Origin of the sequence: Bradyrhizobium sp. YCK136 (assembly GCF_044570075.1) — a bacterium.
In the GTDB taxonomy this organism is placed as follows: Bacteria; Pseudomonadota; Alphaproteobacteria; order Rhizobiales; family Xanthobacteraceae; genus Bradyrhizobium; species Bradyrhizobium diazoefficiens.
Window position 1 is genome coordinate 5,823,639 of sequence record NZ_CP172424.1, and the last position, 25,323, is coordinate 5,848,961.

Annotated in this window: 18 protein-coding genes; 10 read left to right on the forward strand and 8 right to left on the reverse strand. The window is 61.3% G+C overall.

The window, feature by feature from the left end; translation table 11 throughout:
* Positions 1-5 precede the first annotated feature (5 nt).
* The 7 genes from tagF to ACFLEY_RS28410 are packed head-to-tail and all read right to left on the reverse strand — an operon-like array spanning position 6 to position 11,028.
* Complete coding sequence (tagF, locus tag ACFLEY_RS28380; RefSeq protein WP_011086383.1) at positions 6-707, reverse strand: type VI secretion system-associated protein TagF; 702 nt, start codon at positions 705-707, stop codon at positions 6-8.
* The gene (gene tssM / locus ACFLEY_RS28385) at positions 704-4,246 is read right to left on the reverse strand and encodes a type VI secretion system membrane subunit TssM (RefSeq protein WP_060911464.1); all 3,543 of its coding nucleotides are present in this window, start codon (positions 4,244-4,246) and stop codon (positions 704-706) included. Before tssM ends, tagF begins: the two co-directional genes overlap by 4 nt.
* A gap of 43 nt (positions 4,247-4,289) precedes the next feature.
* Positions 4,290-5,816, reverse strand: a complete 1,527-nt coding sequence (gene tssL, locus ACFLEY_RS28390) for a type VI secretion system protein TssL, long form (RefSeq protein WP_060911463.1) — start codon at positions 5,814-5,816, stop codon at positions 4,290-4,292.
* Positions 5,813-7,150 (reverse strand): type VI secretion system baseplate subunit TssK, encoded by a 1,338-nt coding sequence (gene tssK, locus ACFLEY_RS28395; RefSeq protein ID WP_027548748.1) that lies wholly within the window; start codon positions 7,148-7,150, stop codon positions 5,813-5,815. Before tssK ends, tssL begins: the two co-directional genes overlap by 4 nt.
* Before the next feature lie 48 nt (positions 7,151-7,198).
* Entirely contained in the window at positions 7,199-8,578 is a 1,380-nt protein-coding gene (gene tagH, locus ACFLEY_RS28400; protein WP_038967723.1) for a type VI secretion system-associated FHA domain protein TagH, read from the reverse strand.
* 12 nt (positions 8,579-8,590) lie between these two features.
* The gene (locus ACFLEY_RS28405; RefSeq protein WP_011086378.1) at positions 8,591-9,154 is read right to left on the reverse strand and encodes a DUF6931 family protein; all 564 of its coding nucleotides are present in this window, start codon (positions 9,152-9,154) and stop codon (positions 8,591-8,593) included.
* A 5-nt stretch (positions 9,155-9,159) separates the two neighbouring features.
* On the reverse strand, positions 9,160-11,028 hold the full coding sequence (locus ACFLEY_RS28410; protein ID WP_060911461.1) for a type VI secretion system Vgr family protein: 1,869 nt from the start codon (positions 11,026-11,028) through the stop codon (positions 9,160-9,162).
* A gap of 347 nt (positions 11,029-11,375) precedes the next feature.
* On the opposite strand from ACFLEY_RS28410, the gene ACFLEY_RS28415 reads away from it, so the two are divergent.
* The 9 genes from ACFLEY_RS28415 (at position 11,376) to ACFLEY_RS28455 (ending at position 23,468) form a co-directional block, all read left to right on the forward strand.
* Positions 11,376-12,689: an ImpA family type VI secretion system protein gene (locus ACFLEY_RS28415; protein ID WP_038967724.1), complete on the forward strand. Its 1,314-nt coding sequence runs from the start codon at positions 11,376-11,378 to the stop codon at positions 12,687-12,689.
* 139 nt (positions 12,690-12,828) lie between these two features.
* The gene (tssB, locus tag ACFLEY_RS28420) at positions 12,829-13,356 is read left to right on the forward strand and encodes a type VI secretion system contractile sheath small subunit (RefSeq protein WP_063713277.1); all 528 of its coding nucleotides are present in this window, start codon (positions 12,829-12,831) and stop codon (positions 13,354-13,356) included.
* 16 nt (positions 13,357-13,372) lie between these two features.
* Positions 13,373-14,875: a type VI secretion system contractile sheath large subunit gene (tssC, locus tag ACFLEY_RS28425; RefSeq protein WP_038967726.1), complete on the forward strand. Its 1,503-nt coding sequence runs from the start codon at positions 13,373-13,375 to the stop codon at positions 14,873-14,875.
* 50 nt (positions 14,876-14,925) lie between these two features.
* Positions 14,926-15,411: a type VI secretion system tube protein Hcp gene (locus ACFLEY_RS28430; protein WP_011086373.1), complete on the forward strand. Its 486-nt coding sequence runs from the start codon at positions 14,926-14,928 to the stop codon at positions 15,409-15,411.
* A gap of 182 nt (positions 15,412-15,593) precedes the next feature.
* Complete coding sequence (tssE, locus tag ACFLEY_RS28435) at positions 15,594-16,142, forward strand: type VI secretion system baseplate subunit TssE (RefSeq protein WP_082756541.1); 549 nt, start codon at positions 15,594-15,596, stop codon at positions 16,140-16,142.
* 1 nt (position 16,143) lies between these two features.
* The gene (gene tssF, locus ACFLEY_RS28440; protein ID WP_060911460.1) at positions 16,144-18,111 is read left to right on the forward strand and encodes a type VI secretion system baseplate subunit TssF; all 1,968 of its coding nucleotides are present in this window, start codon (positions 16,144-16,146) and stop codon (positions 18,109-18,111) included.
* Entirely contained in the window at positions 18,075-19,139 is a 1,065-nt protein-coding gene (gene tssG, locus ACFLEY_RS28445) for a type VI secretion system baseplate subunit TssG (RefSeq protein ID WP_060911459.1), read from the forward strand. The genes tssF and tssG overlap by 37 nt, the downstream gene beginning before the upstream one ends.
* Positions 19,140-19,236: 97 nt before the next feature.
* Entirely contained in the window at positions 19,237-21,876 is a 2,640-nt protein-coding gene (gene tssH, locus ACFLEY_RS28450) for a type VI secretion system ATPase TssH (protein ID WP_211433980.1), read from the forward strand.
* A 5-nt stretch (positions 21,877-21,881) separates the two neighbouring features.
* Positions 21,882-23,468 carry a methyltransferase regulatory domain-containing protein gene (locus ACFLEY_RS28455; RefSeq protein ID WP_060911457.1) on the forward strand — a complete coding sequence of 529 codons (1,587 nt, stop codon included), beginning with the start codon at positions 21,882-21,884 and terminating at the stop codon, positions 23,466-23,468.
* Positions 23,469-23,557: 89 nt separating this feature from the next.
* On the opposite strand, the gene ACFLEY_RS28460 is transcribed toward ACFLEY_RS28455, so the two are convergent.
* Positions 23,558-24,133, reverse strand: coding sequence for a hypothetical protein (locus ACFLEY_RS28460; RefSeq protein WP_236842224.1), 576 nt, complete (start codon positions 24,131-24,133; stop codon positions 23,558-23,560).
* A gap of 255 nt (positions 24,134-24,388) precedes the next feature.
* On the opposite strand from ACFLEY_RS28460, the gene ACFLEY_RS28465 reads away from it, so the two are divergent.
* Positions 24,389-25,267, forward strand: coding sequence for a hypothetical protein (locus tag ACFLEY_RS28465; protein WP_028170692.1), 879 nt, complete (start codon positions 24,389-24,391; stop codon positions 25,265-25,267).
* Positions 25,268-25,323: the final 56 nt, after the last annotated feature.

Sequence of the window (25,323 nt, forward strand, 5' to 3'; positions counted from 1 at the left end):
GTGCGTCATCCATTCCCGGATGCCGCGAGGCCGGGATCACCGGTAAGCAGCGTAATGTAGTGAAACGGATCTGGTAATCCTCGGCAACTCAGCGCCATTGGCGGAAAGCCTTCCCCTCCGGCGGTCCACCAGAAGCTAGCCGCGGCGTAGACCTGTGGGTTGGCGGCGCAAAGTGCTGCAAACGCCCCCGCGAAGGCGTCGACCGCCGAAGCCCTCCCCATTGCCGCAGTACCAAGCGACGTGATCGGCGGACCGCTGGCGATGGTCTCCTGCAGTCGTGGCACCGCAAGCCGGTCCAGTCCATCGGAGATCTGCTCGAAGGTCGCGGCCCGATCCAGGGTCGAAAGCAGGAACGCCTCCACTTGCCCGAACCATTCGTCCTGCGGATCAATGCTCGGCGGCGGCAGCGAGACGGCCTCGCCGGTCACCGCATGCAGGGTCAAGGGATAGTATCGCCCCACCCCGTCGAGCGAGGGCATAATCGCCCCCGCCACCGTCGTTCCGCAGATTGCGGCACCGAGCCAAAACCGCCAGACCGGCGCGGTCAGAAAGGCCTGCTGCCATCCTGGGCCAAGCTGGTGGCGACTTGCTGACAGCGCAGCCTGTACCCACGGCTCCCAAGCTTCCAGGAAGCTGCGCGGAGTTGCGATCGCGATGAAGTCACGCTTCGCGCCGATTTTGCCGAATAACCCACAACGCATGGTCATATCCCGGTCGGGCAACGAAACTCACGCAGCACTGACAGATTCAGCGGGTTGCGCAACGATCCAGTCGAAATTTGATAGCTGAGCTCGCGCCCGGCGACGATGAAAGTCGCGCTGGCCGTTTCCGCTTTCACCACTAACGAGCCAGCCTCCAGCATCCGAAACAACGACCAGGGACCAATGCGCTCAAGCACGGATGGCGGGCCGGTGTCGTTGCTGACTGAAATTGCAGTTCGCGGCGCGGGGCCCGGCCATAGGACGGTCGTTGGCGAGTTGCTCTGTGGCGGTGGCGGTGGCGGTGGCGTAGGTTGCGGACCGCCGAACAAGGATGAGGTCGCTGGACCAGGTGTGGTTGGGCTTGTAATTGTGGTGCCGCCGATCTCGGTCTTGACGGTCACGCCTGGCCCGGCTGCCCCAGGCGGCCGGATCGCGAACGATACCGCCGGCAAACCGCCGCCGGTCTGGAAGAAGGCGTCGCGGATATAGGCCGCATTTTGGAATTGCTTGAGCGTATCCGGCGAGAACGACCGACCAACGGGGCTCTCCTTTCGCCAAACCCAGTCCGATCGCGACGTGTCGGCATAAGGTGCCAGATACTGGGTGAAGAACTTGTCCATAACACCATTCGGACTGAACAATTTGGCAAAATCCGCCAGCGGGACTTCCTGGCTGCTGCTGCGGATAAACGGGTAGCGGTTGGTCACGGTCTGTTGGCAGACCGGCGTGACCTGATCGCGCAACGTTTGAAGGATTTGCCCGGCGGTTGAAGCCGCAATGCTGCCTTCGAACTCCGCGGCTGCTGCTCGCAGCATGTCGGAGAATGGCGGCGGCATGCGCGAGGCATTGTTGCGGAGCGCTGCGACCTGGGTCTGAAGCGCAGCTGTGGCCTGTGCGGTCAGTTGGGGATTCTCGATGATCAGCGTCAGGTTCTGCGCGATGTCGTTCAGGTTCGCGACGATCGAGTCGATCGGCCGGCGGGTGCTCTCGCCTTCGAGCGCCGCGTGGTAAGGTTTGAACTGCGCCTCGATCATCGCGCCAGGCGGTCCATCCTGGGCATTCGTGAAGAGTGCTGGCGCCGGTGCGGCGGCGGCTGCCGAAGCGCTCGCCGGCTTCGCCCGTTCCTTGGTTAGCACCGTCTCGTCGCGCACCGATTCCAGAATTTGCCGCATCGGCGAGGTCGGCGCCGAAAGCGCCCGCAGCACCTCATATTTCGGCTTGTCGGCGAGCAGCTTCTTCAGGCGCAGGCTCCCGAGCGCCGTTCGCCAGGTCGTCACGAAATCGTTGGAATAGATGCTGAGCAGATCGCCGGCCAGATTGTCGTACTGCTGGTCGATGGCCGACTGCTGGCCGGCATCCCCTAGAACCCATCGCTCCCGCTTCATCCGCTCAGACAATCCGGACAGCCGGGCAACGAACTTCTGATGGAAGCCATTATACGTGAAGAACTCGGGTACCCGCACGGCGTCCAAAGGCTGCCCCGTCGTGGTTTCGAACACGACACCCATGTCGGGTCCGCCATGGCGGCTGGCGATCCAGTCGCCAGCGGTCGATGCGCGAGCCTCCGATTTCAGAAACTCGTAGGCACGTTGCGACACGCTCAGGCGCGCCAAGGAGCTCTGGGCCTGCTTGATCAACCGGCCGTCGAGTTCGACCAGCGGCTGCTGTTCGGTCTCGAGGTCGAACATTGCCACGAGGTTCTCGTCGAGCAGACGCCGCCCTTCCGCGTTGGTGGCGCCAGGATAGAGGTTGTCCGCCCAGTCACGTTGCATCCAAGAGCGGATCAACTCGCGGTCCGGCGACTGCAGGCCGCCGACCATCAGATAGACCTTGAGCGCCTCGTAGACAAAGGCAGGCTCGTTTATGCGCGCATTGAGCTGCTCCTCCAGGCGATACAGCAGCCGCGGCCGGAACATGCGCTCAAGCGCCGTATGATAGGCCGCCTTCGAGGGCGACAGCAGCCGGGCGTGCTGACTGAGCCCGTAGCGAGCCGACAGAGGCACCGACTCGCCGCGCGATCCGTAGCCTGCCGGGGCGTTTCGCAGCCGGTAGAGTCGCGGCAGCACCATGTCTAGATCATGATCAGCAATCAGCGTCTGTTTGATAATTGGTGCGCCGGCGGCTGCATACTCGCTATCGGCCTGCAGGCTTTGCTCAATCAAATCGGAGTTCCGCTTGTAGCTCGTCAGCCAGGCTGCGATCAGTCCGATCGAGACCAGGCCGATCAATGACAGGGCCGCGGTTTTCAGGATTAGCGCGCGGCGCACCGCGGCACGGTCGGTCGAGACCCAGTCGGCTTCGCCGATGATGACCTTGGAGATCAGATCGGCGAGGAAAAAGCTCTTGCCCGTGCCCGAATAGGATCCGGAACCGACCTCCTCAGCGCCGAACGTACGTGCCAGCGACCCGATCAATTGGTCGATCGGCGTGCCCTGCTGCGTACCCGAGGTAAAGTAGAAACCGCGCAGGTTCGCGTTCACGTGATAGCGCGTCGGCTCGAAGATCAGGTTGAGGAAATCGTGGATCTGCGGCTTGAGCCGCGCCATCTGTGCCGGAAAGCCGAACAATTGCACGCGGTGCTGGGGCGTCGGCTCGTCCTGCAGACGGTCGAGCGTCTCCTCGCTCAGGCGCTCCAGCAGACGGTCGAACTCGACCGGGATCTGCCCCACCAGATTCTGGGTCTTGTCGGCGGTCTGGAACGTGGCCCCCCAGACCTGGCGGCGGCCGGCATCCCCGAGATAGGCGAAATACTCGGTGAAGCCGGCAACGAGATCCGCTTTGGTAAATAGCGCGTAGACCGGGAAGCTGACCTTGAGCCTCTGATGCAGCTCGAGCAGGCGCATCCTGATGGCATCGGCGTGAAGTGCGAGCTCCTGCTTCGGCAGCGTTAGAATGTCTTCGATACTGATGGCGACAAGGACGCCGTTGATCGGCTGGCGTGATCGACTTTTCTTCAGGATGTCCAGGAACGCCAGCCAGCTGTCCTTGTCGGCCTTGCTATTGGAGTCCTGGGTGGTGTAGCGGCCGGCGGTATCGATCAGCACCGCCTCCTCGGTAAACCACCAATCGCAGTAGCGGGTACCGCCGACCCCCGCGATCGCCGCGGGCGTCGCCCCGCGCGCGAGCGGAAATTTGAGCCCGGAATTGACCAGCGCCGTGGTCTTGCCGGCGCCGGGCGGACCGATGATGACGTACCACGGCAGATCGTAGAGAAAGCCCGATTTGTTGCCGCTGGCGGTCTTCAGCGTCGCGAGCGCATCCTTCATGCGCTCCTTGAGCACCGGTTCATCGCTGACGGGCTGGTCCGCACCAGCGATGCCATCGGCAATCTCCTTGGCACCCTTGCGCCGCTTGAACAGATTGAGGCCAACGATGCCTGCGACGATCGTGGTGAGCAGCAGAATAGCGATCTGCCGGACGATATGGTTCTCCAGCGGCCGCCAATCGCCGAACGCAATGAAGGGACCGGCGAAATAGATCACCGCTCCGAGCGAGCTGAGCCCGACCCCGTAGAGAACGATGCGAAGAATGTCCTTGGCAAGCATCTAACCGTACCTGTCGCAAACCACCTGACCCAGTGGAATCTGCCTATTCGCTGCGTTCGATAAAGATCTCGACGCGCCGGTTCTTGGCGCGTCCCTCGGGTGTCGTGTTGCTGGCGATTGGCGCATCTGCTCCTTTGCCCTCGACGTCGACGCGCGAACCATCGGTCAAGCCAGGCTTCAGTGCCGCGGCAACCGCCTTGGCGCGCTCGACCGACAACTCGAAATTTGTCGGGAAGCGGACTGTGCGGATCGGCGAACTGTCGGTATGGCCGACGACCCGGATCCGTCCCGGCTCCTTGTCGAGGGTTGCTGCGACGCGGAGTGCGATCGGCTTGAAACCGTCGAGGATGGTCGCCTGGCCCGATGCAAACAAGGCCAGATCGCAGACCCTGATCACGATGAAACTGGGGGTCTGGTCCGCGGTCATGGCACAGGCTGTGTTCTCCTTCGCGAGCGCGTTGCGGATGCGTTGCAACTGGGTGATGCGATCCGGTGGCGGCGGAGGCGGAGGTGGCGGCGGTGGTGCAACGACCTGGCGCTTGAGCTCGATCGGGCCGGCCGGATGGAGCGCGAGCGCCACCTCGGCAGCATTCTCTGCCCGGCCAGCGAGGAGCGTCCGCAGGACGAAATAGGACCCGGTCAGCAGCGCGGCGACGACGGCCGCCACGAGCCAGACCGGAACACGCAAACGCTGCCGGCGCCCCGCCAGCGCCTGCCCGCGCCAGTTGGGCGACAGGTCGGTCATCGTCTTCGGCCGGACCCGGCGCAGCAATTCATAGAGGTTACGCTGGATCAGCTGCAGGTTCGCAAGTCCGCCCCCTGACGTCCGGTGAATGCCTTGAAAGCCAAGCGCCAAGCAGGCGTGCTGAAGTTCGAGGACCGGATAATTGACCAGTGGATCAATCTTCAAATGGTCGAGGATCTCAAAGAAACGGACGCCGCCGACACGCTCGCCGAAGAAGCGGCTCAGCATCGAGTATTGCGTCCAGACGTGACGCTCCTCGGTCGGGATGTGCTGCACGATATCGTCGGCAGTGGCACACAGGATATATTTCGCTGTGTTGGCCTGGTGCTCGGAAATGCCCGCTGAACGGATGTCCTTCTCAAAGAATTTGATAGCGTCTGCGACCTGCTCCATCAGGCTCGCGAATGACGCGCGCATGAGCGCCACCCGCAACCGACCGAGCAGTTGCAGCAATGGGCCCGCAGCGCGCATCACTGGATTGGCATTTGGCGCGACGAGATCGTCGACGCGCAACGGCGGCCCTGCCGGCAGCATGGGTTGCGGCACCTGGCCTTGCGCGGGTGTCGAGATCCATTCCTCGGTTGGATGGCTGGCCGGCGCGGAGGCGTAGTTCGAGCCCTGTGGAACGGGCGAAAAGGATGATGGTGGCGTTGGCGCGCCGGGAGAAGGTACGGGTGACGGCGAATAGGCCGGACGTGCTGCAGGCCCCTCGCCCGGCGGAGGCTGAGAGGTCGGCGCCGGCGGCAACTTCCCGCCGGGGTTGGGACGGATGATCGTCCGTTCGCCCCGACCGAAAGGATTGACCGGCTTGTCCCTGTCGCTCATGGCCTGTCTTCCAGGATAGCCCAAAGGTACAGCTCAAGCTCCGGCCAGTCGCCGGAGAAGTGCATTCCGATCGAGGCCGCCGTGCTGAACTCGGGCCACAGCGGCGACTTGCGGTCGAGATAGAAATAGACGTGATCCGTGATGGCCCGGATATGCGGCGGTGGCGTCGGCAAATGCACCAAGGTCAGGCCCGGCAAGTTTGCGTGCACGATCTCGTTCATCTTGGTGTTCGGCCCGACCTTGAACAGGTGCGGGAAATCGTTCTGGATCTCCACGAGTGGCCGCCGTGCGGCAACCTCCAGCACCAGGGTCGCATTTCGGAATAGCGCTCGATCGCGGATCGGCGATACGAACGCATTCTGCGCGCGCTCGATGATCTCCAGACGGATCGCCCGCCGGCCCAGCCGCGCGCTCAAGAAGTCCTGGATGTCGCTCACCAATGGTGTGAAGACGTTCTCGAGATCGTCATGATCGTACGCCGGATAGTTGCGCGCCCGCCGTTCCGCCGTGGAAAAAGTCGCAAGTTCACCCGCGAACCTCAGCAATTCCTCGTACAGGCGCTCGGGGTGCACGCTGCCGGAGCGTTGGAAATGAGTCAGCACGGGAATGGTACGGTTCAGCACTTGCAGGACCAGATAGTCGACGCTCTGCAACCCACCGCCGGATGACGGATCGACCGCGTAACGCGCCAGCTCGTCGAGTTTGGTCTCAACCCAGCCGATGATGCGGTTGAGCCAACCATCGATGATCGGATGCGCGGCGCAGACCAGCATCGGCGGCACGAACTTGTCGTCGAACAGGATGTTCTTGTCGCGCACTTCCAGAATGCGCGCGATGCCGAGGCCCATGTATCCGGGCTTGCTGGTCTTGCGCAGTTCGAACGACAAGCGCGGATAAGCGATGTCGATCTCTTCCTCGATGCGTAGCGCCGAGGTCGAGTCAATGAAGGTTTCCGAAGTACGAACATAACGACTGGCGCTGTCGGTGCGGTCCTCGTCGACCTCGCGGGTGTTTGGTGCCGCGACAGGCATCATCAGCCAGACGATCTGGCCTGCGGCCGTCTCCGGCACATCGATCGCTTCGGGAATTGGGCTGTCCGCAGGGATATCGAACGGCGTACCGTCCGGCATAACGCCGGACGCATTGCGCACCGCGAACTTGCTTTGTTCGGTAAGATCCTTATCGATCTCCAGCTGGGCAAAGCCCCAGGGGTATGGTGTCGTGTAGCGAACGCGCTTTTCCAGCAAGTGTTCGATGTAGCGGTCGTTCTGCTGCAGATGATGCGGCCGCAGAAACAGACCTTCCGACCAGAAAACCTTGCTGTACCAAGACATTCCTACATCCACTTAGAAAATGTCGGCGACCGCATGGTCGCCGACAGCTTACTTTGAACCGGGCTTGTCGCCGCGGTCGTAATAGTCCGAGAAGTGCAACATAAAGATTTCGATCGGCGCGCTGTTATCGCGGCCAAGATGCGCCTTCCAGCGCGTCAAGAACTCGTCCCAGAGTTTGCCCTTGTTCGTGCCGAGCCAGGAGCTTGCGCCACGCTGAAGCTCGAGCTCGCGCGCCATCAGCGTCGGATCTATGTCCGCAATCAGCTCATGGACAGCGTGCTGCATCGCCATGTAGGTCTTCAACTGATGTGATTTGAGATCACTGAAGCCCTGTGCAAAGGCGCGCTGTGCGTCGAGGTAGCTACGCGTCGGCGGCCCAAAGAGAATGCGCATCGCCTCTTCCGCGGTCGGCGAGAATTTCAGCGGATTATTTTCGAGGGCTTGGACGGTGGTCTGGCTGGTGCTGCGGGTCAGCTGTTTGGCTTGGGTTCGCGCTTGCAGCAGCGCCATGAGATTATCCACGGTCATACGCAAGATGATGCCAAGCTGTTCGGCGAGTTCGGCGTCGGACTTGTTGGCAAAGAAATTGTCCGGCAATCCTGCAGCGCGCGCCACCAGTCGCGCGAACTCGGTACCGCCGACTGGCTTGGCCGTGACAGGCCCCTCGCCCGCTGCTTGCGTTTTGCGCGGCGTCGCAACCTCTTGGTGTGATAGCGATGCCGGCGGCTGTGCACCGGCTGGTTCATCATCGATCCACACCGACGGCCGGCGTGGGGTCGGCTTCACTGGGGGGCGCTCGACTTGCGGTTTCGGCGCGGTGACCGGACCCGCTGCCCAGTTCATGTCGTCGTCCTGCACGGACGGTTGGTACGGAGACGTCGGCGATGACGGTCGAAATGGGTCTACACCCGGCGCCGGGACGCTCGCCGCCCAATCCAGGAACCCCGGATTAACGGGCCGCGCAGCCTCGCGTGGCTTCTTCAACAGGTGCGGATCGATCGGCGGCGGAACGTCACGATCGGCCGTCCAAAGCTCTCCGTAATCGGCATGCTGCTGGACCGAGGGGTCGTGCAGTTGCGCCTCATGGTTTGGGCTGCGCCCGCCAGCCTCATCCTCCAGCGAAACTCCGATGATGTAGTGACCGATCGTCAGTCGGTCGCCGTCGCGCAAGCGGTGCGGCCCCCGCATGCGCTGGTCGGCACCATTGAGAAAGGTGCCGTTGGTCGAGACGTCGTGCAGCCAATAGCCGCCGTCGCGAAAGTGCACTTCGCAGTGCTTTCCGGAAATCGTCCGCGCCGGATCCGGCAGCGTCCAGTCGAGGTGACGATCCCGGCCAATATCGACCGAGCGCCTGCCGGTGACCGTAAACGACACAGGTCCGCCGTCCGGAAGGTTCGGTTCGTTCTCGATATTAAAGCGAAGCACCATCACATCGTCTCGTTAGCGCGGAGGGCGCGGTTCGCCGCGTGCCAATTGAATACCATCCTCCAGGCATGACGTCATTATCTGGTCCCGGGAGTCACGGGGGAGCCGGCAGAGGCCAATCAGCAGCGCTGCACGCACCGCCCGTGCGGCCTGATCTGGCTTGGCTTCCACGGGCGCAAATTCCGGGGGAACCACGCTTCCGCCGGACCAGCCGGCCGCCAGCGCCAGCCATGTCGCTGGCTGCTCAGGATCGTTGGCATTGCCGACGGCCAGCGCCTTGTTCCGGGACTGCTCGTCCGGTTGCCGGACCCAGGTCTCCACAACATTCAGCGACCTGCTGTCGTAGGCGTCGAAATGGTCGAACATCCGTCGCAGAGAGCGGCATCCCCAGGCGATCGCCACGCGCCTGGGAAGCAGATAGGCGCAGTAAGATACGGCCTGGTACCAGTTGCGGGCATCGGCGGCCTCCTGAAGGAAATCCAGCGAAGGCTTGTCGGCATCGGCTTTGCCGACATCATAACGCGCCAAGGGATAGGCTTGAAACAGATCCCGTACCGTGCCGAACCGAACCTGCCCCATGACCGTCAGCCGACAAGAGTTGGAGTGCCGTGCGCGACCAGCGGACCGCCGGCGGCAAGCGCCATGCCGGCCTGCGCTGTCATGGCGATCGTCGGCGCGTTGATGACGATGCCCGCCGGGCTCAGGATAATCTGGCTGGGACCAACCTGTAGGGTGATATTGGCATTGGCCGTGAGCGTGATGCTGATGCCCGCTTTGACAGACTGGTCCATGGCCAGCGTGATGTGCTGACCGCCCAATTCGATATCGAGCTTATCATTGCCTTTCTTGAGCGTGGTTTTGCGGGTGTCGCCGCCGAATGCAGCTTCGCCGATGGTCCGTGTCTCGGTGTCGCGGACCGTCACGTCGTGGTCCTTCTCAGCATGCACCGTGATCTTCTCGGATCCCTTCTTGTCCTCGAAGTTCCACTCGTTGAATCCGCCACCACCTTTGGTGGAGTCGGACTTCAATCCTGCAACCGTCTTCTTCGACGGCAAATCATAGGGCAGCTTGTATTCGTCGTTGTACACGGTGCCGATCACCAGGGGCCGGTCCGGATCCCCCTCCAGGAATTCGACAACCACTTCCTGTCCGACGCGCGGGATGATCTGGCCGCCCCAGCGCTTGCCAGACCAAACCTGAGCCACGCGCAACCGGCACGACCGCTTCTTCTTCCGATCCCAGAAAAAGCGGACATAGATTTCGCCCAGCGATTCAACGTCGATTTCCTCGTTCGAATTATCGTCTTTGGTCACCACCTTGGCCGTTTGGATGCCGTTAATCCTTGGCTTCGGCGTCATCATCAGCGCTCGAAACGGCCGATCGCTTGGCAGAAACTCATAGCTACCGAAATAGACATGTTGCCCGGCGTCGCCGGGACCGCCAGTGCGGTAAGATTCGAGCGAGAACGAGTGCGTGGCTCGCACCACGAGATATTCCACGTTCTGCGAGTCCTTGGAGTGCTTTTCGAGCTTCGTCAGCCCACCGGGGAACAGGTTGACCGCGTCACCATTGCCGCGACGCCGCCGGTCCATCGCCTGCTCCGCCTGGAGCTGGATCTTCGCGTAGCGCTCGCCGTCGGACTTTTCCTTGAACTTCCCGGGATAGTCGTAATACTCCATCTCCGACCGAGTGTAATGCTCGGAGCCCTTGGCATCGCTGATCAACTGAGCGTTTGGCTTCTGGTAGTTGTAGTCGTTGAGTTCGATCTTGCCGGTGCGAAACCGGCGCTCCGACACCCATTCATAGATGTGCTGCTCGCCTCGACGATCGGCACCCGTCAGCGGGATGTAGGGAATCGTAGCAAGACCTTTGATCGGGCTGTGCGACGATTTGGAGTCCGCCAACACCAGCGTGTGTTTGCCGCCCTCATGCTTGAAGAAGTAGGAGATGCCGTGCTGCTCCATCAGCCGGCACACGAAATTCATGTCGGTCTCGCGGTACTGAACGCAATATTCGAGCTTCGGATAGGAACCCTCTTCGGTCAGTTTGGATTCATAGTCGGTGAAGCCACGTTCGTTGAATACTTCCTTGATGATGTCGGGCGCCTTCTTGTCCTGAAAGATCCGGCAATCAGTTGTCCGCGACAACAGCCATAACCAGGGCCTCAGAACGATCCGGTAGCTGAAATAGTCGTTCTTCACCCCGAGCCATTGGGCCTCCGTCAGAATGCCACTGAACTCGCGCTCCTTTTCATGCAGCTTTATGGTCAGCGTACACTGCTGACCGATGGCACGATCGAAGTCGAGGTCGGCATCCTCACTGAGACACTCGATGCGATACTCGAACAGTTCGCTGAGACCTTCCGAGCCTTCGAACCCGGCAAAAACCAGAACGTCCTTGCCAAGAGGCGTCTTGAGTTCGCAGAGGCGGGTATCCTGAGTAAGCTGGCCCATGTGGGCTTAAACTCCCTCCTTCGATCGAATGACCCGCTGCGAAGAGCTGATCAGACGCTATGCAAGAACCACGGAAATCCTGCCCGCCCCCGGCAGTGCCGGCAGGTCCGCCCCAGGGCTGGTCCGGACGTTCCACAACAGCGGTCCAAGGAACCGCCCCGGTCATCAAGTAGTCGGCTCCAAGAGCTTGCCGGTTCACGCGAAAATGGCATGATCTTCGGGAATGAACCAACACCAGCAGGCTTCTGACCCATGGATATAGACTCGGATCATGGATCCCCCCGCGATCCGGCAGTCGCCACGGGCTCGGCAGCGGGGCCGTGACCGAGCAGATGGACGATCGTCGTATGCTTGATGTCGCCTCCCTGACGCACCCCGTTGCCGCTGACGATCCCTGCGGGCCGGATCTCGACGCCATCGGAGACATCCAGTATCTGAACTTCTTCGCAGGTGCGGAATCGCTGCTGCCGATGTCGTTCTTCGAGGTCGTCAATGCCAACGGAGAGCGTGGACGCTTCGATCCAAAGGCAGTCGATTTTGCCGGCCAATTCGCCGCCGCGCAGCCCCTCCTGGAGCGTACCCGCGATCTGCGCCTAAACCTGCTGCTGGCCAAGTTTTCAATCCTCAACCGCGATCTCGACGGCTTTCTCTGCTGCCTGAAGGCGACCAACTTCCTGCTGCGCGAGCAGTGGGAAGCGGTGCATCCGAAGGGCGAGGACGGCGACTACGCCCTTCGCGCCGTCACGGTCGAGGCAATCGACGTGTTCCCGACCGTGATCAACCCGCTCCAGTTCCTTCCCCTGATCGAGAACCGCAGACACGGCAACCTCAACTACCGTGCTTATCAGGTCGCCATGGGCGAAATTCCTGCCGGCGACGCCGACGCCGACGGACCTGATCTGGCGGCCATCGAGCGCATCGTCAGCGAGACGGATCTCGACACTCTCAAGGCAACCAGCGCGCGGTGCTCCGCGGTCGCGGCTGAAATCGCGGGTATCAAACAAACCTGGCACGAGAAGTTGAACGCGGGGCAACCGATCAGCCTCGACAGGCTCTCCGGCCTGGTTAACGGCATGGCTGCCTGGCTTGCGGGTCTTGTCGCGTTGCGCGATCCGGCCGCGATCGCTGCAACCGCGGAAGATGTCGGTCCTGTCGATACACAGGCGCCGTCAGACACGAGCGGGGTGGTGACTTCATCCGCACAGGCATCTGCAGCGCTTGCAGCGGCGGCCGACTATTTTGCCCGAATGGAACCATCCAACCCGGCACTGTTGCTGGTGCGTCAAGCGCAGGAGATGGTGGGCAAGTCATTCATTGAAGTTATGCGGATGCTGGTGCCTGCGCACGTGGAGAGCGCTGCGATCAACATCGGGCGCGACAAGGTCTTCGACCTGCCGATCGAACGGATGGCGGAACTCGCTACCTCGCTCTCATCGACGGCAGAGAGCAGCGCTCAAGATATTGTATTTTCAATAGAAAACAGGGCGCAGGCCTTAGGCCTTCTGACGAAGGTGGCGTCGTTTTTCCGAACCGCGGAGCCGTCCAGCCCCATCCCCTTTTTGGTCGATCGCGCGCGCGACCTCGCGCAACGAGATTTTCTCAGCCTTTTGAATGATGTTCTTCCTGAGGGAGCCCTTAAAACAATCGACAGATCGCATTGAACCCAGCTTTCGCTCGAGGGCACTAATTGGACACAAGGATGTTTGCCGACCGCAGCAACTTGAAGCGCCCTAGCCAATCTGCGTCGCGCAAATTCGATGTCTTTTTCGATGTCTAATGCGATTTCGTAGTGAGGGAACCATGGCTACAGACAGCGGTCAAAAATTCATTCGGCGAAACCGCGCACCACGCGTGCACATCACATACGAAGATCCTTACGACGCCGAGCGGCTGATCGAACTGCCGTTCGTCATGGGCGTCCTCTCCGACCTCTCCGGCAATAACCCTGGCGTCGAGAAGACGAAGGTCGAGGAGCGCAAGTTCCTCGAGTTCGACATGGACAATTTCGACAACCGCATGGCGGCAATCCAGCCCGGCGTGACGGCGCGTGTCGCCAATCGCCTCAGCGATGGATCCGACGAAAAGATCTCGGTCAACCTGCGCTTCAACAAGATGGCAGACTTCACGCCGGTGGCCGTCGCCCGCCAGGTGCCGGCTGCTGCCAAGCTGCTCGAGGCGCGCGAACAACTCGCCAACCTGCTGCGCTACATGGATGGCAAGGTGGCCGCCGAGGACCAGCTCAAAAAACTTCTCGCCGATCCTCAACTGATGGCGGCGCTTCGGGAACGCGCGACAAGCCAGTCGACCGAACCTGGCACCGAGAGCTAAGGAAGGAATGGGGACCATGGCAAAAGAAGCTGTTCACAAAGAGAGCACCACCCAGGTCAAGACCGTCGAAGCTGACGAGTTTGCCACTCTGCTGAAGCAAAGCTTCAAACCCCGCACAGAACGCGCAGCGACCGAAGTCGAAAACGCGGTATCCACGCTCGTTCAAGAGGCGTTGAAGGACACGAGCGTCATCAAGTCGGACGTCCTCGACACCATCGAGGAGATGATCGCGCGGATCGACCAGAAGCTGACCGCGCAAATGAACGAAATTCTTCACACACCTGAGTTCCAGTCAATCGAAAGTGCATGGCGCGGCCTCCACTACCTCGTCTTCAATTCCGAGACCGACGCCAACCTCAAGATCCGGGTGATGAACGTCTCCAAGAACGAGTTGTATCGGAATCTGCGGCTTTACCCCGATGCGCGCTGGGACCAGAGTCCCCTGTTCAAGCAGATCTACGAGTATGAATTCGGCCAGCTGGGCGGCGAACCGTTTGGCTGCCTGATCGGCGACTACTATTTCAGCCACCTCCCAACCGACGTACAGTTGCTCCGCGATCTCAGCAAGATCGCCGGCGCCGCGCACGCTCCCTTCTTCAGCGGCGCCGAGCCGACGCTGATGGGAATGGACTCTTGGACCGAGCTGTCCAACCCTCGCGACATCGGTAAGGTGTTCGACACGCCGGAGTATGCCGCATGGAAGGGGCTGCGCGATCAGGACGACTCGCGCTATCTCGGCCTGTGCATGCCCCGCGCGCTCGGCCGCCTCCCCTACGGCGCGAAATCGGAGCCCGTGGAAGAGTTCGCCTTCGAAGAGGAGACGGACGGACACACCGGCGATAAATACGGCTGGATCAACGCCGCCTACGCAATGGCGGTCAACATCAACCGCGCCTTCAAGGAATTTGGCTGGTGCACGCGGATCCGCGGCGTGCAGTCCGGTGGCGAAGTCATCAACCTGCCGACGCACACATTCCCGACCGATGACGGCGGCGTCGACCTGAAATGCCCGACCGAGATCGCCATCAGTGATCGCCGCGAGCACGAACTTGCAAAGGCGGGCCTCATCCCGCTGATCCATCGCAAGAACACCGACAAGGCCGCCTTCATCGGCGCCCAGTCACTCTACAAGCCGAAGAAGTACTTCGGCGAAAAGGGCGTGGATGCCACCGCGTCCGACAACTTGTCGTCACGACTACCTTACATGTTCGCAGTGTCCCGCTTTGCCCACTATCTGAAGTGCATGGTTCGCGACAAGATCGGATCCATGAAGGAGAAGGATGAGCTGACGATCTGGCTGCAAACCTGGATCAACGAATACGTTGATGCCAACCCAGCCCTCTCGTCAGAAGCTCAGAAAGCGCGCAAGCCACTGGCCGCTGCGAAGGTTGAAGTCATCGCAAACGAGGAGAATCCGGGATATTACAACGCGCGCTTCTTTCTTCGTCCACACTTTCAGTTGGAGGCGATGGACGTCGGCCTCAGCCTGGTTTCACGCCTACCCGGCCCCGCTTCCTGATGCCGCAACATCGCAACCGTAACCACGCAGAAATTTGAGAGGACTACGCTATGGCTGTCGACATCTTCTTGAAACTCGATCCGATCAAGGGCGAGTCGCTGGACGACAAGCACAAGGACGAAATCGATATTTTGAGCTGGTCTTTCGGCGAAAGCCAGTCAGGCACTTTCCACAGCGGTTCGGGCGGCGGCGCCGGCAAGGTCAGCGTCCAGGATCTCCACTTTACGCACTTCGTCGACAAGGCCACGCCGGAGCTTTTCAAGGTCTGCGCGAACGGCAAGCACATTGATACGGCGATCCTCACGGTCCGCAAGGCGGGCGAAAATCCGCTGGAGTATCTCAAGATCGAGATGAAGCACATCCTAGTCACCAGCGTATCGACCGGCGGATCGCACGGTGAAGATCGCCTCACCGAAAACGTGAGTCTGAACTTCGCGAAGGTCAAGATGACCTACAAGACCCAGACAGAAAAAGGCGGCGCTGGAGCTGCGCCGGTGTTTGGCTGGGACGTTCCCGCCAACAAGGAATGGGCCTGATTGTCGGCCCTACCTGGCGCCGGTTGCGATAAGCGCGAACCGGCGCCAGGCGATGCGATTGCGGTCGCAAGTCTCGACTTGACCGGTTGCGGGCCCGACCGCCTGCTGAGGCGACATCATCCCGGAGACCAGCTATTGCTCCGCGAAACAGCATAGCGAGCCGGACATCTTGGGGACAGTCAATGACCATTGCTCCAAAGAGGGATCGGCTCTCTCCCCCATTTATGCTGGCCTTTCGCTCCGCTCATGAAGCACGCGATGCGCGCAAGAAGCTCAATCTGCGCGATGAATTCGGTGAGCGGATCATTGCCGGGCGGCGCAGCGCAGGCCGCTTTCCGATCTCGGAAACGTTGTTGCGGCGGGAGGTCTCCCATGACCTTGAAACGCTCCTCAATACCATTGCTCTGGAATCGACCTTGGATCTGAGCGGGCGGGATAGCGTTCGAACCTCGATCCTGAACTACGGCTTCCCCGATATCGCCCACCGTTCGATCGACGAGGTCACGGACGACGAACTCACCGGCGCCCTGCGCGAGACTCTGACGACGTACGAGCCAAGACTCGATCGCAAGACGATCCGGGTCCGTCGCGACGGCTCGGTCGGTCCTGAGCAGCTGAAGCTGCGCTTCATCGTTCACGCCGACCTCAAGGCAGAGCCGCTCAACGTCCCCGTGGAATTTGTCGCCGACGTCGACCTCGACAGCGGCGACATCCAAATCAATCGACTTTAGCATGAATCGCGAATTCCTCGATTTCTACAATCGTGAACTGTCATTGCTGTACGAGCAGGCAGGAGATTTCGCCGAAGAATATCCTGGCATCGCAGAGCGCCTCGGCGGCCTCATCCGGGACCGCTCGGACCCGATGATCACGGGACTGTTGGAAGGCGCCGCGTTTCTTGCCGCCCGCGTTCAGCTCAAGCTCAAGCACGAATTCCCGGAATTCACTGCAAACCTGCTTGAGCAGCTGGTACCCAACTATCTTGCGCCCACACCGTCGGCGATGCTCGTCACGGCACGGCCACCCTACGCCGACCCAGCGCTGCGCGACGGCAAGAAGATTGTACGCGGCGCCTATTTCGACGCGACCTACCGCGAGAGAGAACGAAGTCTTTCCTGCCGATTTCGACTTTGCCGCGACATCGTGCTCTGGCCGTTCGACGTCACCAGCGCAGAGTATTTCTCCACAGCGGGCACTCTGCAGGCGCTCGGGATCCCGGTCGGAGGCGACGTCATCGCGGGGCTGAAGCTGTCGCTGACCCATCGTACCGCAGCCCGGCTCGACGAGGAACTACCGGACGCAGAGGCCCGAGCCAAGCCGGAAACCTGGTTCGCAGGCTGCCGCGTGAGCGAACTTTCGATCTACCTCTCAGGCGCTGAATCCGACGCCATCGCGCTCTACGAGCAATTGATCTCGAATTGCAAGGGAGTCTACTTCCGGCATCTCGACGACTTCGGCGATCCGGTGGTGACTCGTGCGCCCCATGATTGCGTGCAGCAAATTGGCTTCGACGAAAACGAGTCGCTGTTCCCTAACGACAATCGGATATTTCGCGGCTCGGAGCTGCTGCGAGAATATTTCATGTTTCCGCGCAAGTTCCTCGGCATAAACCTAACGGGACTACGCAGCGTGATGTCGCGACTGCGCAGCAAATCGATCGATATTGTCTTCGCTTTCGATGAACACAATTCGCGGCTGGCTGCCTCGGTGCGCCCCGAGACCTTCAGGCTCTATACTGCACCGGCGATCAATCTGTTCGAGAAAACGAGCGATCGCATTCCTGTCAAGTCGAATACTTACGAGTACCATGTGGTGCCAGATCGCAGCCGCTATCTGGAATACGAACCGCACCAGGTGCTCGAGGTCTACGCGCACCTGCCGGCAGAGAAGGATAAGCGGCCCGTGCGCCCGCTCTATTCGGCCGCCGTCGACCGGACCAGCGGATCGGTCGACGGGCTCTATTTCACCGTCCGCCGCTTACCCCGGCGCCGCACAGTAGAGGAGAAGACATACGGTACTTCCTCAGACTACACCGGAACGGACATGTTCCTGTCGCTGCTTGAGCCCGGCGAATTGAGTGGCGGAGGCTCCGTCGCCGAACTGAGCGTCCGGGCTCTGTGCTCCAATCGCCATCTCACCGAGCACTTGCCGGTCGGCCAGGGCGGCGCCGACTTTCGGCTGCTGGACGATACCTCCCTTGATCTGATGTGTGTCGCTGGTCCCACGCCACCGCGTGAGCCGGTGGTTGCCCAACTGCGCAGCCGCAGCGAAATCGCCAACAGTGGGATTGTCAGCTGGCGGCTGATCAACATGCTCAGCCTCAACTATCTTGGCCTCGTCGAACGCGGTGGCGGCAAGAACGCCGGAGCGCTGCGCGAGATGCTGGCCTTGTTCGCCGATCAGTTCGACGACGCCACGGAGCGCAAGATCCGCGGCGTGCGCAGCATAGAAAGCCGACCTGTCGTACGGCGCGTGCGCGAGCGCACGGGTAGCGGCGCAGCACGGGGCCTGGAGATTACCGTTACGCTCGACGAGAAGGCATTTGAGGGCAGCGGCGTGTTTTTGCTCGGGGCAATACTGGAGCGCTTCTTCGCCGACTATTCGGGCTTCAACACCTTCACTCAGACGGTCATCTCGACGCCGGAGCGCGGCGAGATCATGCGGTGGCCACCGCGCATGGGCACGCGGAGACCGCTATGACGCTGATCGACCAGATGAAGGCCGAGCCCTGGCGCTTCGATTTCTTCCATACGTTACGCCAGTTCGAGCGCGCCAACCCGGATCGACCGCGGATCGGCGACAGTGCCGCGCGTCGCGACGAATATATCGACCTCGGCCAGGTGCCTTATCTGGAGTTCCCCGCCTCGAACCTCGCGGCGGTGGACGACCAGGGTGCCCGGCTCAGGATACTCGTCAAATTTCTCGGCCTCCTGGGCCCGCAGGGCGCCCTGCCCCTTGCCACCACCGATGAAAGCCTCAGCTGGTGGCTGATGCGGGATGACGCCTTCCCCCGCTTTCTCGACCTCCTCAACGGACGCTTCCTGCAACTCTTCTTTCGTGCCTGGGCCGACGCGCGCCCGATCGCGCAGCATGACCGCCCGGCGGACGATCGCTTCATTGCCTATGTCGGCTCCTTCGCCGGCTTGGGCTCCGATGTTTTCGCCGATCGCGATGCGGTTCCGGACATGGCGAAGCTCAGCTTCGCTGGACTGGTCGCGCCCAGGGCGAAGTGTGCATCACGATTGACGCGGTTCCTGCAAGGACTGTTCGACGTCAAAGTCGAGATCGACGAATTCGTCGGCACCTGGCTCTCATTCGACCCAAGTCACTGCAGCCGGCTCGGCGGAACGCATGCGAGGCTCGGCCAGGACGCCCTTCTCGGCTCGCGTGTGTTCAGCGTCGAGGACAAGATCAGAGTTCGGGTCTTTGTCAGAACTTTTGCTCAGTACGAACAATTCCTGCCGACCGAAACACCCAACCTGTCGGCGCCGCTGGCCGACGCCGTTCTCTTCTATATCGGCGACGAATTGGAATGGGAGGTCGAGCTCGCCATTCCGGCGGGAGAGGTCGTCCCGGTCAGGCTTGGACAGAGTGGGCGACTTGGATGGACCACCTGGGTCTCGCCGAACTGGGCCTCCACAGAAGAATATCGCCGCGATGCCCGCTTTCAGCTCGGCGAACGATTGAGAGCCCGCCGGAGTGCCGCAGCCAATGCCGCGGCGATTTGAACCTATCCATCGCGCTGATCGCCTAATGCTATGGAATTTGAGGCAATTTCCGCATGATGGCACGCATCCGCGGAGGAATTGAGCAGGAGGAGCCGCCGTGACCGACATCAGCATTGAAGCTGTAACGGGCAAGCTGAACCGGGCCGGCTATGATGCCCTCTTACAGGCCCTGCGCCATGCAAAGAGCGCCGGCAATCGCAACGTCGAGCTTGCGCACTGGCTGTTTCATATCCTGCAGCAGGAACGCAACGATCTCAGCCTCTCGGTCGATCATTACAAGCTCGACCGGGCACGCTTGTTGTCGGACCTTGCCGCCGTGATCAATGGCTTTCGTAAGAACGAAACCGACATGCCGGGCGTCGCCAATTCGGTCATCGATCTGCTTGATCGGGGCTGGCATTATGCCACGCTCTTCTTTGGCGAGACCCAGATCCGCACCGGTCATCTGCTTGTGGCAGGCCTGAAATCGAACGATATTCGTCGCACGCTGAACAACCTCTCGCAGGAATTTTCCAAGGTCAACGTCGACGCACTGGCCGCGGAGCGTCGCGCCGTCTGGGCCGGCTCCGACGAGGAGACCATGCGACCGATGGACGGTTCGGGCCTGGTCGGCGCCGTCACGGAAGGCGCGGCCCAAGCGGGTCCCAAGGGGACGACGCCGCTCGACCGGTTCTCCCAGGATCTCACCGCCAAGGCCAAATCGGGCGAGATGGATCCGATCCTTGGTCGGGACGAAGAAATCCGCCAACTGATCGACGTGTTGATGCGTCGGCGGCAGAACAATCCAATCCTCACCGGCGAGGCTGGCGTCGGCAAGACCGCAGTTGTCGAGGGCTTCGCCCAGCGTATCGCCGCCGGCGACGTGCCGCCACCGCTCCGCGGTGTAAGGCTTTGTGCGCTCGACATCGGCCTGATGCAGGCCGGTGCCTCCATGAAGGGCGAGTTTGAGCAGCGCTTGCGGTCGGTGATCGACGAGGTCCAGAGCTCACCCACCCCCATCATCCTGTTCATCGATGAAGCCCACACACTGATCGGCGCCGGCGGCGCGGCCGGCACCGGTGATGCAGCCAATCTCCTGAAACCTCCCCTTGCGCGTGGCACGCTGCGCACGATCGCCGCCACCACGTGGGCAGAATATCGCCAGTATATCGAGAAAGATCCCGCGCTCACACGACGCTTCCAGCCGATCCAGATCGATGAACCCGATGTGGAAACCTGCTGCATCATGCTGCGCGGACTCCTCGGTCCGATGGAGAAGCACCACGGCGTTCGCATCTCGGATGCCGCGATCGTCGCAGCGGTCAACCTGTCCCACCGCTACATTCCTTCACGGCAGTTGCCCGACAAGGCGGTCAGCCTGCTTGATACCGCCTCGGCGCGCGTGGCGATCAGCCAGAGCGCGACTCCGGCCCTGATCGAGGATGCACGCGTTGCGATTGCCGCCCGTGAAGCTGAGCGATCAGCACTCGTCAGCGACAGCGATCTTGGGATTGAGGACGACGAGCGCATCGTAGCGATCGACAACGACATCGCAGCATTGAAGGACAAGCTGACGAACCTCGAAGCCGATTGGGCCGCAGAGCAGGAGCTCGTCAAGGACATCCGGAGCATTCGGGAGATCCTGTCCGAACCGATGGAAGGCGACGATCCGGCTGCCAGGCGCGCGGAGCTGCGCGGCAAGTTCGACACGCTTGAGAGCATCAATCCGGAAAAGCGGATGGTCTATGCCCATGTGGACCAGCAGTCGGTGGCGTCCGTTGTCTCTGACTGGACTGGCATCCCGGTCGGCCGGATGATGCGCGACGAGATCGAAACCGTGCTGAAGCTACCGGAGATCCTCAACCGCCGCGTCGTCGGCCAGTCCCATGGGCTGACGATGATCGCCAAGCGAATCGAGACCAGCCGCGCCAAACTGGACAACCCGTCGAAGCCGATCGGCGTGTTCATGCTGGCTGGTCCATCCGGCGTGGGCAAGACTGAAACCGCCCTGGCGCTTGCCGAGACCCTCTACGGCGGCGAGCAGAACATGATCACGATCAACATGTCGGAGTTCCAGGAAGCGCACACCGTCTCGACCTTGAAGGGAGCGCCTCCCGGCTATGTCGGCTATGGAGAAGGTGGACGCCTCACCGAGGCTGTCCGGCGCAAGCCCTATAGCGTCATCCTGCTCGACGAGGTCGAGAAAGCTCATCCCGACGTCCACGAGATCTTCTTCCAGGTGTTCGACAAGGGAACCATGGAGGACGGCAACGGGCGGCGGATCGACTTCAAGAACACGTTGATCATCCTGACCACCAACGTCGGCACCGATCTGATCATGGGCCTCTCGCGAGATCCAAAGTATCGCAGCGAACCGGAAGAGCTCGCCAAGATGCTGAGGCCGGAATTGCTGAAGGTGTTTCCGGCAGCGCTGCTCGGACGCATCGTCTCGATACCGTACTTCCCGCTATCCGACGAAATGCTCGCCGGGATCGCTCGGTTGCAGCTCGACCGGATCGGACGACGCCTCCGTGACAACCATAACGCGGCATTCAGCTACGATGACGCGGTCGTGGAGCACATTGTGTCACGTTGCAACGACCCGGACTCCGGCGGGCGAATGATTGACAACATCATCACCAACACCCTGCTCCCGGAGCTGTCACGCGAATTCCTCAGCAAGTCGCTTGCCAAGGAAGAAGTCAAGCAAGCGCGGGTCTCGATCGAGAACGACAAGTTCGCATATTCGTGGAGTTGAGGACGATGAACATTCAAACCGAGCATCGCCACCCGAGCACCGGTCCCACGCCATACGACGAGGTCTACTACCCTGGCCACGTCTACGGGCTCACTCATCCGAACCATCTCGCTACCATTGCTGCCGTCTACGGCATGCAGGCGGCTCCGGTCGAGCGTTGCCGGGTGCTCGAGCTTGGCTGCGGCGTTGGCGGCAACCTGTTGCCGATGGCCTTTCAATATCCAAACAGCGAATTCGTCGGTGTTGACCTGAGCGGCGTGACGATCGAGCGCGGCCATCGAAATATCGCCACATTGGGCCTCAGCAACATCAAGCTCCTGCACTGCGACATCATGAATGTCGACGAAAGCTTCGGGCAATACGACTACATCATAGCGCACGGCGTGTATTCCTGGGTTCCGCCGGCGGTGCGCGAGAAGATGATGATGATCTTCAAGCAGAACATGGCTCCGCGCGGGGTCTGCTACGTCAGCTACAACGCGCACCCGTTCTCGCATCTTCGCGACCTGGTCCGCGACATGATGCGGTATCACACCCGCCGTCTCACCGACATGAAGGAGAAGGTAGGACAGGCCCGCGCGATCTTGAAGTTCCTGAGCGACGGCTCGAAGGCCAACTCGGTGCACGGCGCAGTTATGCGCGACCAGTACAACCGCGTCCTCAAGTCCCCCGACGAGCTCTTATTTCACGACGATCTCGATGATGGCGCCGAGGCCTTCCTGCTGCATGAGGTTGCCGAAGACGCAAGCCGCCACGGCTTGCAATATCTGAGCGACGCTGATTTCTCGCGACGCTATCTTGCCGGCTATTCCGAGGAGGTTCGCGCGACGCTGCAGCGTTTCCCGGAGAGCGAGTTCATGGCGCGCGATCAATATCAGGACTTCATCGACGGCAACGGCTTTCGGCGCACATTGCTCTGCCACGACAGCATTTCGCTATCCCGCCAGATCGACCTCGATTTCGTCACCAGGTTCCATTTGCTGAGCACGACCAACCCGGTTGACCCCGACGCCTGCGTGACCGACGATTCCGCGATGGAATTCGAGAACCAGGACGGCAGCAGGGTCACGGTAACCAATCCGCTCTTGAAGGCTGCGTATCTATGTCTCGGCCGGTCCTGGCCGCGCGCATTATCATTTGGCGAGCTGCTCGATGGCGCCCGCGCGCTGCTGGGCGGCCGGCACACGGATGATGCCGAAAAGGTGCTGACGGAGGCAATGTTCATCCTGGCTTGCAGCGGCGAAGTCTCTTTCCTGCTGTCGCGCCCATTTCTGTTGAAGGAAGCTACCGAGCATCCGCAGGCGAGCCTGCTCGCACGAAGACAAGCGCAAACAGGTCCGCTCGTCACCAACCTCCTCCACCAGACGGTACAGTTGGAGGACGACCGGACCAGGGATTTTCTGCAATTGCTCGACGGTGCGCGGACCATCGACCAGATCACGGCCGAAATGACCGAAAAATTCGGCCCGACCATCCAGGTAGACCAGAAGGATAGTGCCGGGAAGCCTGCCGATCCGTTGTTGCTGTCAACGCGAGAAAGTGTTCAACGCTCGCTTGCGATGGTCGGCAAGCTGGGCCTGCTGGTCGCATGACGCGCTCAAGTGCGTCGGCTCCGTTGGCGATGCACGGCAGGAGTTGGAAGCTCCTGCCATTTCCTGAAACGGATGCGGCCCCCGTCACTCTAGCCGTCGTGGGTATATTGTTGGCCGAGGAGCCATCCCGTGAGAATACCGCCGGGTCCGCTGGCATAGACCGGATCGAGGCCAACACCTGCACGCAGCATCTTCCATTCATGCTCGCCGACCCAGGGAATCCCGGGATCGCCCTTCTGATACTGGGACAGCAGCGTTCGGGCGACCTCTGCGGCATTGGCGTAGATCGGCCCGTTGGCCCAGCGCGGGCGGGGCAGGCCTGTCATGCGGCAATAGAGCGCCGTGCAGACGTACGCAGACGCCTCTTCCGCATTGGCATCGAGGCCGGTACGCAACAGATCATATGCCGCATGCAGGCTTTCGTGGACGATATAGGCCTCGTCCAGCCGCCCCGTCGCCGACACGACCTCCAGCGTGTTCGCCGCAACCGCTGTGCCGTCCGCCCTGGTTCTCGCGACATCGTTGTATTGTGCAGCAACGCCTGCCGCGAGATCCGTCGGAGGTCTGACGGTGACCTGCCCCAACCGGATAGCGCGGGCGACGTGATGGAACGTTTGCGGCGCAATCGTCACATGGCTGCCGCGGATCGGAAACCGGAACCGCATGCGTGCGACCGCCGGGCCACTGAGTACGTCTAACACCCTGCTCCGCAGTGACATTTGATCGTCCTCGTTGTTCACACTACCCCACGGATGGTGGTCGCCATTTCCGATCGGCAGGTTCAAACAGTCACGGCGCTGGCGCGCCAGGAATTCGAATGACCTGGGCCGGGCGGCAGCTTGATCGAGCGAGCCGGCATTGAACCCGAGCCCGTTCGGGTGAGACCAATCTGAGGCAAGGATTGGCTCGGAGGGCGTTCCATGACGACGACTGATCCGACGACGACCGACACTTACCGGAAGATCGCGGCGCGACTGACCATGCTTCGGCCGCAGATCGATTTGAAGAATTACTTTGCCGGCCCCAACCCGGATGTGCGCCTTTATGACGAGAAGCCCTACATCCGACACCAACTCGAGAAGTATGGTGTCGCTGCCGCGACGACCACGCTCGATGGCGTCACCTTCCTGCCCAAGGACTGGGAAGAGCTGATCAAGAAGCTGCGCATTGCCAAGACGACGGACGGATTCGACGCATTCGCCGAAGGGCAAAGCCCGGAGAAGGCGTCGCATTGGGCCCTCGATCTGTCGATGGCGGCAACGATCGGCAAGGGGTTTCGGGAGATCTGGCGCCCAAAGCTGTCCGACAAGCCACTCTCAACGCGGGATCTTCCGGGCCGCCACGGCTTCGGGCTCGGGCGCGACCGCGGACAATGGAGCGACGCTTACAGCTCGCAATTCGGCAAGGACCCGCAGCCCCAGGACATCACCTCGCTGCATTTCGCCGTAGCACCCGATCGGGTGAACGTGCACATCGACGAAACAGGCTTCGTGTTCGAGGGCGTGGACGGTGCGCTTACGGTCGGGCCGAACTTCGTGCATCACGCCGGCAATGAACTGTTCTGGAAGAGCAACAAGCATATACCGCAATGGGCCGCGGAGCACATCGATCTGATCCTGCCGAACAGCGCGAACGACTTTTCGCGCGTGGGCATTTCGGTCGACATGTACCAACGCAAAGACTTGCGCGTTACGGTCACCGGCTCCTGCGGAATTTTCGGTGGTTTCGAGTGCTCGGGAACGGTGAGCATCAGCGGAACGCATGATCTGCTCGGTTCGAAGTCGAAAGGCAGGCGCTAAAGCGGATATTGCTCGTTCGGCATTGCTCCGTGTCTACGCCTCCAAGCTACGAATGA

Excerpts from the sequence above, each read along its gene's own strand:
- tagF (WP_011086383.1), bottom strand. The coding sequence starts at position 707 with ATGACCATGCGTTGTGGGTTATTCGGCAAAATCGGCGCGAAGCGTGAC.
- tssM (WP_060911464.1), bottom strand. The coding sequence starts at position 4,246 with ATGCTTGCCAAGGACATTCTTCGCATCGTTCTCTACGGGGTCGGGCTC.
- tssL (WP_060911463.1), bottom strand. The coding sequence starts at position 5,816 with ATGAGCGACAGGGACAAGCCGGTCAATCCTTTCGGTCGGGGCGAACGG.
- tssK (WP_027548748.1), bottom strand. The coding sequence starts at position 7,150 with ATGTCTTGGTACAGCAAGGTTTTCTGGTCGGAAGGTCTGTTTCTGCGG.
- tagH (WP_038967723.1), bottom strand. The coding sequence starts at position 8,578 with ATGGTGCTTCGCTTTAATATCGAGAACGAACCGAACCTTCCGGACGGC.
- ACFLEY_RS28405 (WP_011086378.1), bottom strand. The coding sequence starts at position 9,154 with ATGGGGCAGGTTCGGTTCGGCACGGTACGGGATCTGTTTCAAGCCTAT.
- ACFLEY_RS28410 (WP_060911461.1), bottom strand. The coding sequence starts at position 11,028 with ATGGGCCAGCTTACTCAGGATACCCGCCTCTGCGAACTCAAGACGCCT.
- ACFLEY_RS28415 (WP_038967724.1), top strand. The coding sequence starts at position 11,376 with ATGCTTGATGTCGCCTCCCTGACGCACCCCGTTGCCGCTGACGATCCC.
- tssB (WP_063713277.1), top strand. The coding sequence starts at position 12,829 with ATGGCTACAGACAGCGGTCAAAAATTCATTCGGCGAAACCGCGCACCA.
- tssC (WP_038967726.1), top strand. The coding sequence starts at position 13,373 with ATGGCAAAAGAAGCTGTTCACAAAGAGAGCACCACCCAGGTCAAGACC.
- ACFLEY_RS28430 (WP_011086373.1), top strand. The coding sequence starts at position 14,926 with ATGGCTGTCGACATCTTCTTGAAACTCGATCCGATCAAGGGCGAGTCG.
- tssE (WP_082756541.1), top strand. The coding sequence starts at position 15,594 with ATGACCATTGCTCCAAAGAGGGATCGGCTCTCTCCCCCATTTATGCTG.
- tssF (WP_060911460.1), top strand. The coding sequence starts at position 16,144 with ATGAATCGCGAATTCCTCGATTTCTACAATCGTGAACTGTCATTGCTG.
- ACFLEY_RS28455 (WP_060911457.1), top strand. The coding sequence starts at position 21,882 with ATGAACATTCAAACCGAGCATCGCCACCCGAGCACCGGTCCCACGCCA.
- ACFLEY_RS28460 (WP_236842224.1), bottom strand. The coding sequence starts at position 24,133 with ATGCGGTTCCGGTTTCCGATCCGCGGCAGCCATGTGACGATTGCGCCG.
- ACFLEY_RS28465 (WP_028170692.1), top strand. The coding sequence starts at position 24,389 with ATGACGACGACTGATCCGACGACGACCGACACTTACCGGAAGATCGCG.